Below are 17,356 nucleotides of genomic sequence, written 5' to 3' on the forward strand. Positions count from 1 at the left end.
AAATATCAACTACTACACTTCATCTACTGGGTTATATCTTTCAACAGGTAATACATCTATATTCGTATCACCTATACCATCTACCCCTTCCTGATTTTCGCTAGCTACCTGCTCTAAAATATCTATTCTAGCCACAGACGCAACGGTATCATTTTGTCCCAGTCGAATTAAACGTACCCCTTGTGTCGCTCTACCTATAAGAGGTAGTGTACCGACTTCAATACGAATCGCTAAACCAGATTGATTCATAATCATCAATTCATCCTGGTTTTTTACCGCATGAATAGCCACTAGTTTACCTGTTTTTTCCGTAATTTGCATCGTTTTTACACCTTTGCCACCTCTTTTGGTAATACGATAGTCTGCAAGAGAAGAACGTTTTCCATAACCATTTGCAGAAACAACCAAAACATCTAAATCTGAACTTGGGAAACAGGCCATCCCAATCACACGGTCTTGTTCATGGGCTAGGGTAATACCCCTTATACCAGAAGCCACACGTCCCATAGGGCGCACATCTTGCTCATTAAATTGGGTAGCCCTACCAGACTCTAGTGCTAATACAATATGGTGATTACCATTGGTTAATTGCACATCTAATAAAGAATCGCCCTCCCGAATTACAATGGCATGAATGCCATTGGCACGTGGTGTAGCATAGGCACGAAGTGGCGTTTTTTTAATAATACCTTTTCTGGTACACATAACTACATAATGGTTATCGACATAATCATTATCTTTTAAATTTCTTACCTGAATAATACTACGCACTTGATCCCCAGGTGTTATATTGATTAAATTCTGTATGGCTTTGCCTTGTGTGGTTTTCTTGGTTTCTGGTATCGTATAGACTTTCACCCAATAGACTTGTCCATATTCTGTAAATATCAATAAATATTGGTGCGCAGTAGCTATAAATAGATGCTCTGTAAAATCATCTTTTTTAGTAATGATACCTTTAGCCCCTACTCCTCCTCTACCTTGAAGACGATAGTCAACCAATGGAGTCCTTTTAATGTAACCTTGGTTGGAAATCATGATGACCACTTCCGTATCTGGAATCATATCTTCCATCGTAAAGGCATCTGCATCATACGCTACTACGGTTCTACGTGGATCACCATAGCGTTCTTTAAGTGCCATCAACTCTTCCTTAATCAACTGCATACGGAGTGTTTTATCGGCCAAAACCGCTAATAAATGATCAATCAGTTTTTGCACTTGTTGGTGTTCTTCTACAATCTTAGCACGCTCTAGACCGGTAAGGCGCTGTAAACGCATTTCTAAAATAGCTTTTGCCTGTAGCTGACTCAAAGAAAAGGTTTGTATCAATCCTTCTTTAGCCACTTCTGGATCTTTTGAACCACGGATGAGCGCAATAACCTTATCCAAATGATCTAAAGCGATCAGATAACCTGCCAATAGATGTATTTTCTTTTTGGCATGTTCCAGATCAAAACTAGTTTTGCGTACCAATACCTCATGTCTGTGGTCGACAAAATGAACTATAAGTTCTTTTAAGTTTAAAATCTTAGGTCTACCTGCTACTAAGGCTACATTATTAACACTAAAAGAGCTTTGTAACTGAGTTTGTTTGTAGAGATTATTGAGTACTACATTGGCTATTGCATCCCGTTTGAGCTCATAGACAATACGCATACCTTCCTTGTCTGATTCATCTCGAATATCGGCAACGCCTTCTATTTTTTTTTCATTAACCAGATGAGCTGTTCTTTCTATCATAACGGCCTTATTAACCTGATAAGGTATTTCAGTGACAATGATTTGCTCTTTCCCACTAGCAGCCACTTCAATAGTTGCCTTCCCGCGCAATAGCACACGTCCTCTTCCTGTTTGAAAGGCTTCACGTACCCCACTATAACCATAAATAATACCCCCAGTAGGAAAATCAGGTGCTATAACATATTCCATTAACTGAGGAATCGTTATATCATTATCCTCAATATAGGCCACAATCGCACTAAGGGTTTCTGATGCATTATGAGGAGCCATATTGGTGGCCATACCCACTGCAATACCAGAAGCACCATTTAAAAGCAAGTTGGGAAGTTTAGCAGGCAATACTATAGGTTCTTGGAGAGAAGCATCAAAGTTAATCTGAAAATCAACTGTATCCTTATTAATTTCTTTAATTAACTCTTCAGACATATGCACTAAACGGGCTTCAGTGTAACGCATAGCTGCAGGCGCATCTCCATCGATAGAGCCAAAGTTACCTTGACCTTCTACAAGCGGATAACGTAGCGACCAGTTTTGGGCCATGCGGGCCATCGCTTCATAAATGGCTACATCACCATGTGGATGATATTTACCAAGCACTTCTCCTACAATTCTTGCAGACTTTTTATAAGATTTGTTTTGACTCAGACCAAGCTCGTGCATAGCATACAATACCCGTCTATGTACAGGTTTTAAACCATCCCGAACATCTGGAAGTGCCCTGGTTACAATAACGGACATAGAATAATCTATGTACGCATCACGCATTTCGTCTTCTATATTAATTGGTATAATACGATCCGTTGGTGTGGTATCCATAAGTAAAGCAATTAAAATTTATAAGTAGTTAAAAATACGAATAAAATGAAGAAAAAGAGATAGGAAAATAGATTCAAGGATGATATTAAAATGCGAATCAAGAGCAGAAGTAGCCTTTTGCAACAACTCTATTGATGTCCGAAGTAACCTTGCAATAATTTATAACATGTTACATGTCCATTCTGTAACGCCACATAAGCAGGTGTTCTATTAAACTTATTTTTCTTTGATAAAGCGCCTCCTCTCATTAGTTCTTGGACTACTTTAATATGGCCATTTTGAGCCGCAAGGTGTAAGGGTGTATTTTTATAATCATCTAATGCATTAATCTCTGCTCCTGCGCCTAGAATAGCCCTTACACAAACTTCACAACCATTTTGAGCCGCAGTGTGTAACAGGGTTTCACCTGTTTTTCTTTTAATATTGACTTTGGCACCATAACGTATAAGCAATAAAACACAATCCACATGTCTATTCTTGACTGCAGCATATAAAGGGGTCTCATTCAATTGATTGGCTATATCTAGTTTAGGCTTGTTTTTAATAACCTTATCAAGGAGTGGTTTATCTTTAATTTTACTTTTTAGCTTTTTAGTTATAGAGTACTCATGCTGATCGGCCTCAAGCAATGCTTCTAGACAATTCAAATGGCCACTAGCAGCTGCTAGATAGAGGGGGGTTTCCTTAGCATGATTGTAGATTCTAACCTTTCCACCTGCTTGTATCAACTCCTTTAAACAAGATAGATAGCCTCTTTTTGCCGCTACATGCATAGCAGTAGCACCTGATTTTTTTGCAGCATTAACATTAGATTTTGCCTTAATAAGTGCTTGTAAAACAAGCAAATCATTTTTTTTTGCAGCTATATGTAGGGGTATTACTCCCCATTGATTAGCTAGATTTACAGGTGCACCAGCTGCTATCAATGCCAAGCTAACCTCTACATTTTGAAAGGCAACAGATAAATGAAGAGGGGTATTTTTAAATCGTTCGACAACAGAAAGCTCATTATTAGCTTCAAGCAATGCTTCTAAACACTTTATGTTGCCTTTTTTAGCAGCCATATGCAAGGGAGTATATTGTTCATGGGTAGTGGCATGTGGATTGGCACCGGCTTTTAATAACATACTTAGACAGGTATTATGTCCATAAAAAGCACTCAAGTGAAGAGGTGTTTTATTATGGAAGTCTGGCATATTTATAGGTGCGCCTGCCTTAATAAGTTTTGCCACACAATCAACATGGCCTGATCGAGCAGCCCAGTGTAAAGGAGTGCGTTGCTTTTCACCTGTTAATTGTACATAAGCTTCATTGATATTGATCAAGGCTTGTAAACAATCGGTTTTACCATAAAGAGCCGCCAAATGCAGTGGGGTATTTTGTTCTTTGTTACGCACAGATGGCTTAGCACCTGCCTTTAATAATAGATTTAAACAATCTAAATGGCCGTTTAAAGCGGCCACATGTAAAGGTGTATGTAGTCCCTCTACTGCATGGACATCTGCTTTATGCCTTAAAAGTTCTTTGACTACTGCCAGTTTACCATGTCGTGCGGCTAAGTAAAGTGGTGAAACACCATTAGGTGTAATCGCGTTTACCTTAGCTTGGTTATAGATTAATAACCGAATACATTCAAAATTACCACCTTGTGCAGCAGCATGTAGCGGAGTTAACTTATAATCTTGGGTAAATACGTTTACCTTTGCACCTGATTTTATCAAGGCTTGAAGGGCTAAAAGTGAACCTGATAAAGCAGCACAATGTAAAGGTGTAAGCCCATTTTTATCAAACCCATTTACATCTGCTCCTTTTTGAATCAAGTAGTTTATACATGGTGCTTGGCCAGCTTCTGCAGCGACATGAAGGGGTGTTCTACCTTCATTATCGGATAGCTTAATGGAAGCACCAACTGCAATAAGCTCTCGCATAATAGCTAATTGGCCATTCTGAGCAGCAAAATAGAGAGGTGTTCTGCCTAGGTAATCGACTATATTTACTTTAGCCCCTACATTAATAAGCTCTTGCGCACAAAATAAATATCCTCTAGCAGCTGCTATATGCAAGGCACTAATTTGATTTTTATCCAATACTTGGACATTTTTTCCAGCAGCAATTAAAGCACGCAGATGGTTGACATCTCCTTTAGCAGCGGCTATATGCACATCTATAGGAGCTACATGTTTGTCTATAGGGGTTGATTTAGCAATAGTGGCAAGCTCATCGGGTGGTATAACAGGTTGTTGTAGGTGACCATAAGTGGGATGCATAGAAGAGATATACAACCCGATAGAAAGGCTACATAGCAGGATTGTTTTCTTAAGCATATCGATTTTGTAGCTATTTAGATGGTAAATAAATACTTCATGAACAACTTTACTTGTGTTAGTAATTTGAAGTCTCAAGCAGTGTTTAAGTCTCAAGACAGGTCTATTATCCTTGCACTTGCTAATTTCTTGCTTCTACAAGCCTGGAGCAGCAAGCGAGTTACAACAATAAATTTATTAACAAAAGCTTGCCTCTTTAGTATTGCTAATCTAGATCATTAAACCTTATCTTAAAAAACTAACTAAAGCAATCAAATATTAAGGTAGTAAAATTAGTTGAAATATGTAAGAAATGCACCTAATCTTTACTAGAAGATTAGGAAAATGCCAACTTAATTTTAAATACTATTTGCAAAATAAAGATGCAGTCTAAGCAGATGATGGCCTATGATAGGCTCTTGGGGCAGCCTTAGCATGGCTTGTTTTAGATTGCCTTAGGAGGGCCGTGCATAACCATCTAGAAAAATTTAATTAAGCTAGCAGTGAACCGACACAAACAAATAGTAGTTTATTACAGTGCTAAATCAATATAAAAATGGCTCTTTTATAGGCCTAAAGTTAATCCAAGTGTTTATATTTCCAGTGCGCTGCCTGACCATGTTCTGCTATATAATCCATGCGTTCTGTACGTATTTGAACCTCCAAGCGTCCATATTTATAGGTTTCAAAGGTAAGATGAAGTGATTCATAATTACTATCTCTTGGTATACTGATCCAGTCTCTCATAATATTACAAACTGGCTTATAAAGCCCAGTCAGGATACTCAGTACCTTCCAGCAAGCTATTTTTTCTTCTTGTAGCGTTTTACCACCCATACCAACTAGAATAATTCTGACAGCAGCAAGATCGTGTATTTGATCAACGTCTACCTTGAGTCTTTGAATTTTATGCCAGATAGAATATACAGACTTAATGCGTTTTTTTAATACAAAATTAATACCATGGGCTTGAATGGCAGAATGAACTTCCTCAGAGATAAGATTTAGCTTTTGTTGTCTTTGAAACTTAGTCATGCCAAGTTTGGAAGTGATAGAATAATACGTAAGGGTATCTGTATGTTTGAGCCAAAAATCAGCTAATTTAGCTTGAATATGATATAACCGAATTCTGTGCGCAAGTGGGATATACAAATATTTTAGATCAATCAAGATTTCGTTACTAGAACAGTAAAGGAATGCTGAATCTAAACTTTCGAATGGCAACCCGCTAGTACTTACGCGAATAATATCACAAATCTGTAGCAAAACTGCTACAATACGGGGAGTAGCTACATCAGGATAATTCAGAGAATCAAAAATCGAACTAAGACGCATCTTGAAACGTTTTAAGCGATTAAGCTCCACTAATACAGAAGCTATTTTTACGCCAAAACGCCTTTGAATGGCTTGTTCCTGAATCAGCCCTTTTAAGAAAGATGGTGCTAATATGGCAGCAATAACAGTAGAAAACTCCAGATGCATCTCCGTAGTAGCAATGATGGCCACCTGAATAGATTCATTTAAGGCATGCTGAGAACTTATTAGATCTGATTGATCTGCCAAGCTTTCTACCCATGAACAAGCTTCGCGTATCTTTAACCAGGCCTGATTTGTCTCTGCTGGTGTTTTGGATACTGACCTTGCAAGCTGATGCAAATTCCAATCATTTAGATCAAGCATTTCATCTCCTTTCATGGCTCTATACAATCAAAAGTTTTCTATATGAAGTGAATGCGTAAAATACGCTTACCGCCTTAGCTGAGACTTGCTTCAAGTGAAGTTTATTACTTCATCTTAAAGTTACGACTTTATTAAAAATTTTGCACTGTACAGCATACAGGGGAAATAACGTAATCTTAGGAATGTGCTACAACGAATCAATTATGATTTCAATATATTGAAGTACCTGAGGCCGGAATCGAACCGGCACGATATCACTATCATTGGTTTTTGAGACCAACGCGTCTACCAATTCCGCCACCCAGGCAAAAAATATAAAGGAATATATAAGGAATATATGAATATAAAAATAAACTTTTATAGATAAAGCAAATAAACTATTGATGGCAATCAACATAGATTCACTAGAGGTCGCGAGTGGATTCGAACCACCGTAAGAGGTTTTGCAGACCTCTGCCTAGCCACTCGGCCACGCGACCCAAATAAAATAATTACTCTTTACTGCCTCCTTTTGTATTTTGTTCTAGTTTTTCCTTTAAATCAGCAAAAGCTTCAAATCCTCTAGTGGATGAAGTTTTTTCTATTTTCCCTTTAGGATCTGCCTTAGGTTTTGACTCAATTTTCGGCTCAATGGATGGATTAAAAATAATTTTATGAGATAAAATTATTTTTTTATCTGTTTTAGCAAATTTCATTACTTGAAAGTCTAATTCTTCTCCTACTTCTGCTTCCTGGCCATCTACTTTCATTAAATGCTGTTGCGGTACCTGGCCTTCTATACCATGTACCAATTCAACAATGGCACCACGACCTGGAATTTTTTTCAGAACAGTACCTTTATGTATGGTGCCTACTTGAAAAATCTTCTCACAGGCATCCCATGAATTCTCTTGCTTTAAGCCAAGTGAAAGGCGTCTGTTTTCACGATTAATGCCTAGTACAACTGCTTCTACTTTCTCTGTCAATTTGAGCACATCCCCAGGATGGGCAATACGTTTGGTTCCAGAAAGACGAGAAACGTGTAAAAGACCTTCAATACCTGGTTCTAGTTCTATAAAAGCGCCAAAGTGGGTGAGATTCCGTACAACACCTTCATGAGTGGTTCCTACTGCATAGGTAGATAGGAATGCATCGTTTTCCCATGGATCACCAGTTAATTGCTTGATCCCTAAAGATATTTTATGACTTTTACGATCCAAGGACAAAATACAGGTTTCAATAGTATCTCCTATCTTGTAATGTTCGTTGATATCGCGTAAATATTGTGACCATGAAATGTCTAAAACATATACGAAACCCTCCACACCAGGCATGAGTTCTATAAAAAGACCATAATCAGCAATATTGGTTATGGTACCCTTAATAGTAGAGCCTACTTGTACTGTTTCTGGGAGAGAATCCCATGGATGTTCTTCGAGTTGCTTCATACCTAAAGAAATACGCTTTTTATCTTCATTAAAGCCAATTACTACTACACGTACTTTTTGACCAAGCGTGAATAACTCTTCTGGATGGTTGACTCTGCTCCAGGACATATCTAACTTGTGGAGCAACCCATCTACCCCGCCTAAATCAATAAAAGCACCAAATTTAGTTATATTTTTGACATAACCCTCTAGAATTTGTCCTTTTTCAAGTTTACTCATGATTTCGAGCTTTTGTCCCTCCAGTTTCTTTTCAGTTAAGGCTTTATGAGAGACCACTACATTATCATTGGCATGATTGATTTTAATAACCACTACATCAATGGTTTTACCTACAAACACATCAAAGTCCAAAACAGGCCTGATATCAATTTGGGAGCCAGGTAAAAAGGTTTCGATATCACAAACTTCTACAATTAAGCCGCCTTTTGTTCTACGTTTAACAAGACCTTCTAAAACTTCACCATTTTCTAATGCATGCTCTATTTTTTCCCAGGCCCTGACTAATTTTGCTTTTTTACGAGAAAGGACCAATTGACCTTTGGTATTCTCTGTTTCCTCTATATATACCTCAACCTCATCACCTGGCTTTAGTTCAGGCAGATCTCTAAACTCAGAAGCAGCGATTAACCCATCAGATTTATATCCAACACCCACAATAACATCTTTATGGGTGATACTTATAACAGATCCTTTTACTACTTCATACTGACTAATAGCGCTTAAAGTAGCTCCATATAGGTCAGCAATAGCTTCTTTTTCTTGATCGGTATATGCACTGCCTAGCTTACCAGTGTTGTCATATTGATCCCAGTTGAAAACTCCTTCTGTTGCATTCATAAAGGCGAGGTATTGACTTTATTGTTAATTGAAAACAACTTTAAACTATCTGTTTGCGGCTGTTTTGCGTGGTTAAAAAATGAAATTAAATATACACTTCTATCTAAAAGCTATAGGTTGACTACTCAACTTGAGCTTTACAATTCATAAACTTACAAAAAAAATATCAATATTGACATGCTTTAACATACTGATCTATATTTGGGTGGCCGTATGATTGATGCTACTTAAAAACGATGCATATGATACCCCCTTAAATAGGGCTTGCGGTAATAAGGAATACTTAGAGGCTATTAAGCGTTATACTACTTATTATAACGCTTATGCAAGTTTCAAAAATTATTTATAAAAAACCAAATACCATAAGCTATAGTAGCCTATACGAATCACACACTTTAACAAAACCCCCATATAGCTTCCCTATCATTAATCTTTTCTCCTCCCTGCCCACCCTTTATTCTATTAGCAACACTCTCTACCAGTTTAGTATTTGTTTCTAAATTATATTTAAGACACTATTATTGAAACACAGATTGAGACTGTTGTGATAGATCCATAGTATAAATTTTTGTTATAGTTTTATTGTTATTTAGGGTCATTTTAGCCTATTTTGGATAGAAGAGCCTTCTAGATGCTTTTAAAAAAAGAAAAAAACTTCAAGAAGATAAAATGATGCGTAAGATAAATGCACTACCTATTGGCTATTCAGACGTTAAATCAGTGATTGAAACAGGCTACTACGTAGATAAAACAGGATATGCACAGGAATTAATAGAAAAGAGGAATCCTATCTTCATAGCCAGGCCTCGTAGGTTTGGGAAATCTCTATTTATCAATACACTGGCTACTATATGCAATGGAGAACAAAAGATATTTAAAGATTACCATATAGGTAGGCCAGAAAATGGATATCAGTGGAAGAAATATCCGGTGATTAGCCTAAACTTTTCTAGCCTTAACTGTAGTAGTTAAGATTTAATCTTACAATTATAAAATAATATGGATATAAATAACCACTACTACGAACTTACATTAAAAAATTATTAAACCGGAATTGGGCTTATTGGAACTAGCTAAAACGCTAGGTAACATATCATCAGCCTGTAAAAATATGGGTTATAGCAGAGATAGTTATTACCGATTTAAATCCTTTCGATTTTGTGAGCGTTTTAATAAAATAAAACGATGAAGTAGGAATTTTTTGATACAGCTATGCGTAAAAAAATCTATACTAATCTAGAAGATTTGCAAAACGCCACTGCGTGAACAAAGATGAAGACAGCGCAGTAAACCGTTTTTCTTTTGGCAAATAAAATGTATTCGTTAGATTTGATACCATTGATCCTTATCTGTTAAAATAACACTAAACTTATGGGTAAAAAATATTGGCTCATTATTCATCAAACCAGCATACATAGATTTTGTCTTTTACTGATTTGCTTGGCCATGCCTCAGCAAATACTAGCTATACCGAAATCTATAGCACGTATTGTCTGTATATTTGAAGGAAAAAATAAGCCTATTCAAAAGCCTAAGAAGGTGCTTGCTGATGGTAAAAGTTCCGAAAATACCTCTTTGGATCCTAATAAAGCTAACGTTTTATTAACAGATTCAAATGAAAATAAAAAAGAGCCAGCCCCTCCACCTATTTTATCTAATGCACAACAAGCTCGATTAGCTATCGATGTAGCAATGAAAGATCCAAAGCTAGTTGGGCACCCTGCTACCTGGTACTACAGAGGAGTGATTTATGATCGATTGTTAAGAGACCATATTGCTTCAGCAGAAGCCCCTACTTTATTAAAAGAAACAATTGCCGCCTATACACAGGCTAAAAAGTTAAGCTTACCCAAGACCCAATTTCACAGTTTTGCCCTTAGCAACCTAGCCGCTCTATGGCATTATTTTTTACATAGGGGTATAAGCTACTATAAGCAAGAATCAGTTGATCAATCATTAGAGCAATTTACTATTTGCCAGCGTATTCTACCGCAAGAAACTACGCCATTGTTATATAGCGCTATTGTCTATCATGGGAGTGATCAGCCAGAAGAGGCATTGCGTTCTTATGAAGCCTATATAAAACTTCAAGGGCCGCATTTTGCTGTTTGTCGTGCTATGGCTGATATTTATTACCATAAACTTAAAAATTTTGATAAGGCAATCGCCATTCTCGATGAAGCGTTGCTGCAATTTCCTTTTAATAATGATTTATTGGAAGAAAAATGTTTAATCTATCAGGCTGCTGGACGCATAGATGACTATATGGCTACTTTGGCAGTTGGCCTACAAAATAAAGAAGTAAATGCATTGTATGCCTATGCTTATCTCTTAGAATATCAAGGACGCATGCAAGAGGCTGTTGGTTATTACAAACAAGTTTTAACAGATGATCCGCGTCAATACGATACGTTACGTCAAATGGGTTTCTTATTTTATAATGAAGCCATAAAACTATATGCTGATGCCCTAAAAGCAGTAGGGCAAGGCGACCAACTAGATAGCGATACCTTGACTGACTGTTTTCGAATCATCCATGTCAAAGCTACCCCTTCGTTGCCTCATTCTGTTGGATATTTAAGCAGTTCGATTCTATTATCTATCCGGAGTAGAGGAGCGTTTCTACCCAAAGAACCTTTACGCTCTGCTGCACCTAAGTGGATCGTTTATAACCATCCCCTGGTTAAAGATAAGCAGATAAAATACCTTTCCTGCTTGCTTCAAGCAGGAAAGATACCCTGTACAAGCTTGTTATATGGGTATATGTATCAAAAAATGGCAGCTATAATGAACCATAATAGATGGATACAAACTATGGTGGCTTTGGAAAAGTATCTGAAACAATCTTTAGATTACTTAAAAATAGCTCGTGCACAAGACAAAAAAGATAAGCAGCTTGCACAAGCTTTATACTATAATTATTACCACTTAAAAAAGTATAGATCTGCTTATAGCCTATTACAAGCGATGCAAAAACAAAAGCAATATCTCGAAGATGATCCGTTTTTAGATAATCAACTCAAAGAGTAATGTCATAGCATGATGTTTGGCTACTTTTTGATCAATCAAAAATCAACCTATTGTAAGGTATCTATTGAGCTCATTGGCAGATAAGGTAATTTACCTTAGGCATTTTCTTTTTTGCATACGCCGCAGCTCTGCTAAATGGATACCTATCAAGTCCTGCTCAACGAAAGCTAATTATCCTAGTTTATTTTAAATAAATTTTAATAAATTCATATGCTTAACGTTAGCTATTTTGTCACCCAGAACTAGTAAGATCTCTTGCAAAGCTTATTTGTTGATGCGCAATTTTTAAAAAAAGCGTAGTCTTATCACCATATATTTTTTAGGTATGTCAGAAATTATCGCTAGTCTTGACATAGGTACTAGTAAAATTTGTGTAGTTATAGGAGCGCAAAGCCAATATGACCCGCATAAACTTGAAGTTTTAGGCATGGGAAGTGCGGCTGCAGATGGGGTCGTACGTGGTATGATTGTTAACATTGATAAAGCAGCTATTGCTATCAAGCAAGCATTGCAAGCGGCCGAAGAAGATTCGGGTATAAATATTAATATTGTAAATGTAAATATCTCGGGCAAGCATGTAACAGGTTCCTCGCACCATGGTAGCATTACTCGAGATAGCATAGAGCAAGAAATCACAATAGAAGATATTAAAAAGCTGACTAGTGACATGTATCGCATTGTACTGCCATTAGGTACAGAAATTATTCATGCCATGCCACAAGAGTATACCATAGATTATGAAATTGTAACACAGGATCCAGTAGGTATGTCAGGTGTGAAGTTAGAGGCCAACTTTCATATCATCACCGCTACAACCCACGCTATTCAAAATATACATAAATGTATTAAAAAAGCAGGTGTAGAAGCAGAAATCGTTATGGCTTCTGCGCTAGCAGCCAGTTTAGCGCTATTGAGCGATGAAGAAAAAGAAGCAGGTGTTTGTTTGATTGACTTTGGTGGGAGTATTATTAACTTAGTCATCTTTTTTGATGCCATTGTTCGGCATACTGCTACCATTCCACTTGGAGGACATATGATTACATCAGATATACAACAAAGTTGTATGGTTATGGAACGGCAAGCAGAATCCTTAAAAATAAATTTTGGCAACATCCAGCCCAATGCTTTGGCTAGGCAAGCGGTCGTAACGATTCCAGGATTACGCAACCGTAGGCCCAAAGAGGTGGTTACCACTAATTTGACTAAAATTATAGAGGCACGTGTAGAAGAAATGGTAGCATTTATCCATGAAGAAATCTTACGCTCTGGTTTTTACGAAAAACTAGTGGCTGGTATTGTCGTAACAGGAGGCAGTGCCAATTTACCAGGTATACAATCTATAGTGCAGCAGATAACTGGCTTGGATACCCGTTTGGGCTTTCCAGATGAGTATTTAGAAGAAGGTAGTAGGAAACAACTACGAGACCCTAGTTATGCAACAGCTGTCGGCCTCACTTTAGCTGGATTTAAAGCATTGGATTACAGAGAAGCCTACTATAGATCAGCCCAATCAGCTGACTTAGATTTTGCTAAGAAAAATAGTAAAAAAGCCAAAAAACCAAGTTTTTCTTTTGCACGTATGATTAACAAAACCAAGGCTTTTTTGGTAGATGATTATGAAGATAATTAGCCATTTTAAAGTCCATTTTCAAAGCAATCTAATAGGTAAATATTACTTGTTTTAGTAACAAGTGCCTCGTTGTTCAAGTTATGAAGGATATTAACTATAGGTTTGACCTACCAACCCACCATAAAGCTATTATCAGAGTGATAGGGGTAGGGGGGGGCGGCAGCAATGCAGTCAATAACATGTATAAGCGTGGTATTAAAGATGTCGCCTTTATTGTGTGCAATACCGATGTTCAGGCACTACAAAGTAGTCCTATACCCATTAAGCTCCAAATTGGTGCAGCACTTACCAGTGGGCTAGGAGCTGGTGCCAATCCAGAGGTAGGCCGTAATGCTGCATTAGAAAGCAAAGAAAGTATTCGAGAATTACTTGATGATGATACAAAAATGCTTTTTGTTACCGCTGGAATGGGTGGAGGAACCGGCACAGGCGCAGCACCTGTAATTGCTAGTATTGCCCGTAAGCAGGGAATTCTAACAGTTGGGATTGTAACCCTGCCCTTTTCATTTGAAGGGAAAAAAAAACATTTGCAGGCCCAAGAAGGCATTGATGAATTGCGCAAACATTGTGACACGGTTCTTATTATTTTAAATGATAAAATCCAAACCATATTGGGCGGTCTTTCTATTAGTCAGGCTTTTTTGGAAGCAGACAATGTGTTAACCACTGCTGCTAAAAGCATTGCAGAGATTATTACGGTACCAGGTTATGTAAATGTTGATTTTGAAGATGTTAAAACGGTAATGAAAAATGCCGGTGCAGCCGTTATGGGGTCTGGTGAAGCAGAAGGTGAAGGCAGGGCCTTACAAGCTGCTGAAATAGCACTTGCTTCTCCTTTGTTAGATTATACCGATATCCGTGGGGCAAAAAAGATACTGCTATCTATTGTTTCTGGCCAGGCAGCTGAGCTCCAAATGGATGAATTAACTATTATTACCAATTATATTCAAGAGCAAACTGGTAATGATGCTGAAATGATTTTTGGACATGGTTCTGATCCAGAAATGGCAGAAAAAATTAGGGTTACCGTTATTGCCACTGGCTTTCATAGAGAAGAAGAGGCAGGCCATCACCATGCTTTTGATTCTTCGAAGTCGCATGTTATTAACCTTGATGGTCAACCCTTCCATCATGCAGCACCTAATAAGCAAATCTTAGCAGCTTCAACTGAAAAAACAGTGATAGAGATGCCACTAAAAGCAGCTAAAAAAAGCGTCAAAGAGTCCAGTGAAGTGCAAGAGCCTGCTATACAGTTGCCCTTACCTTTTAGTCCTCCTCAGGAAGTAGTCTTAGAAAAAAGTTGTCCATATGGACATACCATTGCCAACCATGCCAAGCGTAGTAGTACGCCCAGAAGCTGGGATGATCGCTATTTGAAAGAACAATTAGCCATACCTGCTTATTTAAGAAAAAAAATAGTCCTTGATGAGATAGAGACAAAAACAGAATGGAAGCGTTATCAGTTAGAAGATCCGTTAGATAAACCCTCTTTAAAAGGCAGTGATGGATAAAAGCAAATCGTTTTTTTGAACCCTTTGGCAGGTATGCAATTTTACCAATTGCACGAACAGACGTATCCATTTAAATTAACGACTGAATCAAGACGTCCTTTCAAAACCTTGCGCACTATGATCGTCAGCCAAACAACCATTCAATCCGTTCAGCATGCTGTACGTATTGAGGAGGTAGTTGCAGATTTTTTATCTCTTAAAAAAAAAGGACAAAATTTCTGGGCCTGTTGTCCGTTTCATCACGAAAACACCCCTTCTTTTTCAGTATCTCCCTCAAAAGGGTTTTATAAATGCTTTGGCTGTGATGCTGCTGGAGATGCTATAACTTTTGTACAGCAGATAGAAGGCTTTTCTTTTGTAGAGGCTATTACCTATCTGGCCCAAAGGTATGGCATACCGATACAATCTGCCGAAGAGGGTCCCCATGATTTACAGGATTATAGAGCCAAAGAAAGTTTATATATTCTGCTAAATTTGGCTAAAGATTATTACCAAGATCTACTGAGGCATCATTCAGAAGCAGCTAGACTCGCCTTACCTTATTTGGATCAACGGGCCATTCCATCTGCAATCGCAACAAAGTTTGAGTTAGGTTATAGTTTAAATAGCTGGGACACATTCTATAAATTTGCCATAGCAAAAGGCGTAACGCTAGAACAGCTGGTTGCGGCAGGGTTGGTTATCCAAAATGGTCCTAAGGTATATGACTGCTTTCGAGGCAGGTTGATGTTTCCTATTCACGATAGTAGTGGGCAAGTGGTTGCCTTTGGTGCCCGCCATATGACTAAGGCTGTAGATAGTCCTAAATATGTCAATTCATCTGAAACGCTTGTCTACCAAAAAGGCAGGTTATTGTATGGTCTGTCTTTTGCTAAGCAGGCGATCCAGCAGACCAGAAATTGCTACCTAGTAGAAGGATATACCGATGTGTTAGCCTTTCATAGAGCAGGCTTAGAAGCAGTAGTTGCCTCTGCCGGTACGGCACTTACCGAAGCACAAATAGACCTTTTGTGTCGCTTTACTACTAAGGTTACCTTAGTTTTTGATGGAGATCAAGCCGGTATTCAGGCTGCTTTGCGTGGTATAGATCAATTGTTAACCAAGGGGCTTGAGGTCCAGGTTATATTATTGCCTTCAGAAGAAGATCCAGATAGCTATCTAAGTAAAGTAGGCGTAGATGCTTTTAACCACTATATCCATTGTGCTGCTCAAGACTTTATTACCTTTAAGGCTAGTTTTCTACTCAACCAATCTACGCAGCAGAGTCCAGTAGAACAAGCAAAGTCCATAAAAGAAATTGTGCAAAGCATTGTAGCCATTCCTGATGAAATACAACGCACGCTATTTCTTAAAAAATGTAGCAAGCTCTTTGCTATAGAAGAAGAAGTGCTTTTTGCCACCTATCATGCATTGCGTGATCAAACTACTACAGTGTGGCAGCCCAAAAAAACATTTTCCAATCAGCATAATAGGCAAAAGATCAACCCTTATGTAGACCAAAAAAATCTTCCCTTTACCAATAAGCTTACGGCAAGTATTGCAGCCTATGAGCGAGAAATTATGCGTATTCTGTTGACCTATGGTACGACGAAATTAGCTGAAAACAAACCGTTGTATGCATATATTCTTTTAGAATTGGATGATGTGGTCTTTAGGTCTGCTGATTGCAAAGTTCTCTTTGACCACTGTAAAGCAGTAGGTAAGCAAGGCGGCTTGGTGGATATGCAGTGCTGTTTAGCTAGTACAGACGAAACTATTAGAAAAATAGCCATTGATATAACAACCTCTCCCCATGATATTAGTGAGGCATGGGTCAAAAAATATGGTATTTATACCATAGAAGAGCGGCAAAATCTACAAAAGATGAGTTTAGAGGTTATTCTTAGATTAAAAATTCGTTTGATTCAAGAGCTGATTGAAGAAAATAGAGCAGCACTTAAAGATGCATTGTCTCAAGATGATGAACTAAACTTGTTACAAATTCACCAATTACTTAAGGATGCTGAGTGCAGGATTGCCAAACAATTGGGTACCGTAGTGGCACAATAACCTAAATGTATGGGAAGAGCAGAAACAAGCTTTAAACCTAAAAATGCAGCAATAGGAAGAGGTCTATTCAGCATTGTTGTTTGTTAGGATTTGCTAAATCGGGAATAATTTTTTAAGCTTATTTCTATTTAGTTGTCATTGGCCAGTAAAGCGATGGGTGCTTTTGTAAAGCTTTTTTTATACCACTTATCCCCGTTTCCGTTCACCACTATGGCTTATGCTAGGAAAAAAACGCGCCCTTTGAAAAAAGTGCGATCAGAAAGCGGAGTTTACAGATGAAAAGAAAAACAGTTTCCGGGATGGGTTGCAGAGAGGTTCCTGTTTTTCCAG

General features: G+C 37.9%; 9 protein-coding genes, 2 tRNA genes and 1 pseudogene. 6 read left to right on the forward strand and 6 right to left on the reverse strand.

The annotated features are described in order from the left end of the window. Positions 1-12: 12 nt before the first annotated feature. From gyrA to MUW74_RS01815, 6 genes are all read right to left on the reverse strand, one after another. Positions 13-2,559: a DNA gyrase subunit A gene (gene gyrA / locus MUW74_RS01790; RefSeq protein ID WP_243518082.1), complete on the reverse strand. Its 2,547-nt coding sequence runs from the start codon at positions 2,557-2,559 to the stop codon at positions 13-15. Positions 2,560-2,687: 128 nt separating this feature from the next. Next, entirely contained in the window at positions 2,688-4,883 is a 2,196-nt protein-coding gene (locus MUW74_RS01795) for an ankyrin repeat domain-containing protein (RefSeq protein ID WP_243518079.1), read from the reverse strand. 558 nt (positions 4,884-5,441) lie between these two features. Beyond that, positions 5,442-6,542: an HD domain-containing protein gene (locus MUW74_RS01800; RefSeq protein WP_243553038.1), complete on the reverse strand. Its 1,101-nt coding sequence runs from the start codon at positions 6,540-6,542 to the stop codon at positions 5,442-5,444. A gap of 223 nt (positions 6,543-6,765) precedes the next feature. Further along, positions 6,766-6,849 (reverse strand) — tRNA-Leu (locus MUW74_RS01805). Positions 6,850-6,950: 101 nt separating this feature from the next. Then, positions 6,951-7,021 (reverse strand) — tRNA-Cys (locus MUW74_RS01810). A gap of 12 nt (positions 7,022-7,033) precedes the next feature. Beyond that, positions 7,034-8,806, reverse strand: a complete 1,773-nt coding sequence (locus tag MUW74_RS01815; RefSeq protein ID WP_243518074.1) for a 30S ribosomal protein S1 — start codon at positions 8,804-8,806, stop codon at positions 7,034-7,036. A 669-nt stretch (positions 8,807-9,475) separates the two neighbouring features. Between MUW74_RS01815 and MUW74_RS01820 the strand changes: the two genes are divergently transcribed. The 6 genes and pseudogenes from MUW74_RS01820 (at position 9,476) to dnaG (ending at position 17,026) form a co-directional block, all read left to right on the forward strand. Beyond that, a complete protein-coding gene (locus MUW74_RS01820) occupies positions 9,476-9,778 on the forward strand; it encodes an AAA family ATPase (RefSeq protein WP_243553039.1) in 303 nt (100 codons plus the stop codon). A 67-nt stretch (positions 9,779-9,845) separates the two neighbouring features. Then, positions 9,846-9,953, forward strand: a pseudogene (locus tag MUW74_RS01825) (helix-turn-helix domain-containing protein); the annotation flags it as partial. Between the two features lie 224 nt (positions 9,954-10,177). After that, positions 10,178-11,836 (forward strand): lipopolysaccharide assembly protein LapB, encoded by a 1,659-nt coding sequence (locus MUW74_RS01830; protein WP_243518067.1) that lies wholly within the window; start codon positions 10,178-10,180, stop codon positions 11,834-11,836. A 325-nt stretch (positions 11,837-12,161) separates the two neighbouring features. Beyond that, a complete protein-coding gene (ftsA, locus tag MUW74_RS01835; RefSeq protein WP_243518064.1) occupies positions 12,162-13,466 on the forward strand; it encodes a cell division protein FtsA in 1,305 nt (434 codons plus the stop codon). 80 nt (positions 13,467-13,546) lie between these two features. Further along, positions 13,547-14,977, forward strand: coding sequence for a cell division protein FtsZ (ftsZ, locus tag MUW74_RS01840; protein ID WP_243518048.1), 1,431 nt, complete (start codon positions 13,547-13,549; stop codon positions 14,975-14,977). A 33-nt stretch (positions 14,978-15,010) separates the two neighbouring features. Beyond that, entirely contained in the window at positions 15,011-17,026 is a 2,016-nt protein-coding gene (dnaG, locus tag MUW74_RS01845; protein WP_243518036.1) for a DNA primase, read from the forward strand. The last annotated feature ends 330 nt before the right edge of the window (positions 17,027-17,356 follow it).

Origin of the sequence: Candidatus Cardinium sp. cBcalN2, from assembly GCF_022810445.1 — a bacterium.
Lineage (GTDB): Bacteria > Bacteroidota > Bacteroidia > Cytophagales > Amoebophilaceae > Cardinium.

Bases quoted from the DNA above. Each gene is read 5' to 3' on its own strand.
- gyrA (WP_243518082.1), bottom strand. From the start codon at position 2,559: ATGGATACCACACCAACGGATCGTATTATACCAATTAATATAGAAGAC.
- MUW74_RS01795 (WP_243518079.1), bottom strand. From the start codon at position 4,883: ATGCTTAAGAAAACAATCCTGCTATGTAGCCTTTCTATCGGGTTGTAT.
- MUW74_RS01800 (WP_243553038.1), bottom strand. From the start codon at position 6,542: ATGCTTGATCTAAATGATTGGAATTTGCATCAGCTTGCAAGGTCAGTA.
- MUW74_RS01815 (WP_243518074.1), bottom strand. From the start codon at position 8,806: ATGAATGCAACAGAAGGAGTTTTCAACTGGGATCAATATGACAACACT.
- MUW74_RS01820 (WP_243553039.1), top strand. From the start codon at position 9,476: ATGATGCGTAAGATAAATGCACTACCTATTGGCTATTCAGACGTTAAA.
- MUW74_RS01830 (WP_243518067.1), top strand. From the start codon at position 10,178: ATGGGTAAAAAATATTGGCTCATTATTCATCAAACCAGCATACATAGA.
- ftsA (WP_243518064.1), top strand. From the start codon at position 12,162: ATGTCAGAAATTATCGCTAGTCTTGACATAGGTACTAGTAAAATTTGT.
- ftsZ (WP_243518048.1), top strand. From the start codon at position 13,547: ATGAAGGATATTAACTATAGGTTTGACCTACCAACCCACCATAAAGCT.
- dnaG (WP_243518036.1), top strand. From the start codon at position 15,011: ATGCAATTTTACCAATTGCACGAACAGACGTATCCATTTAAATTAACG.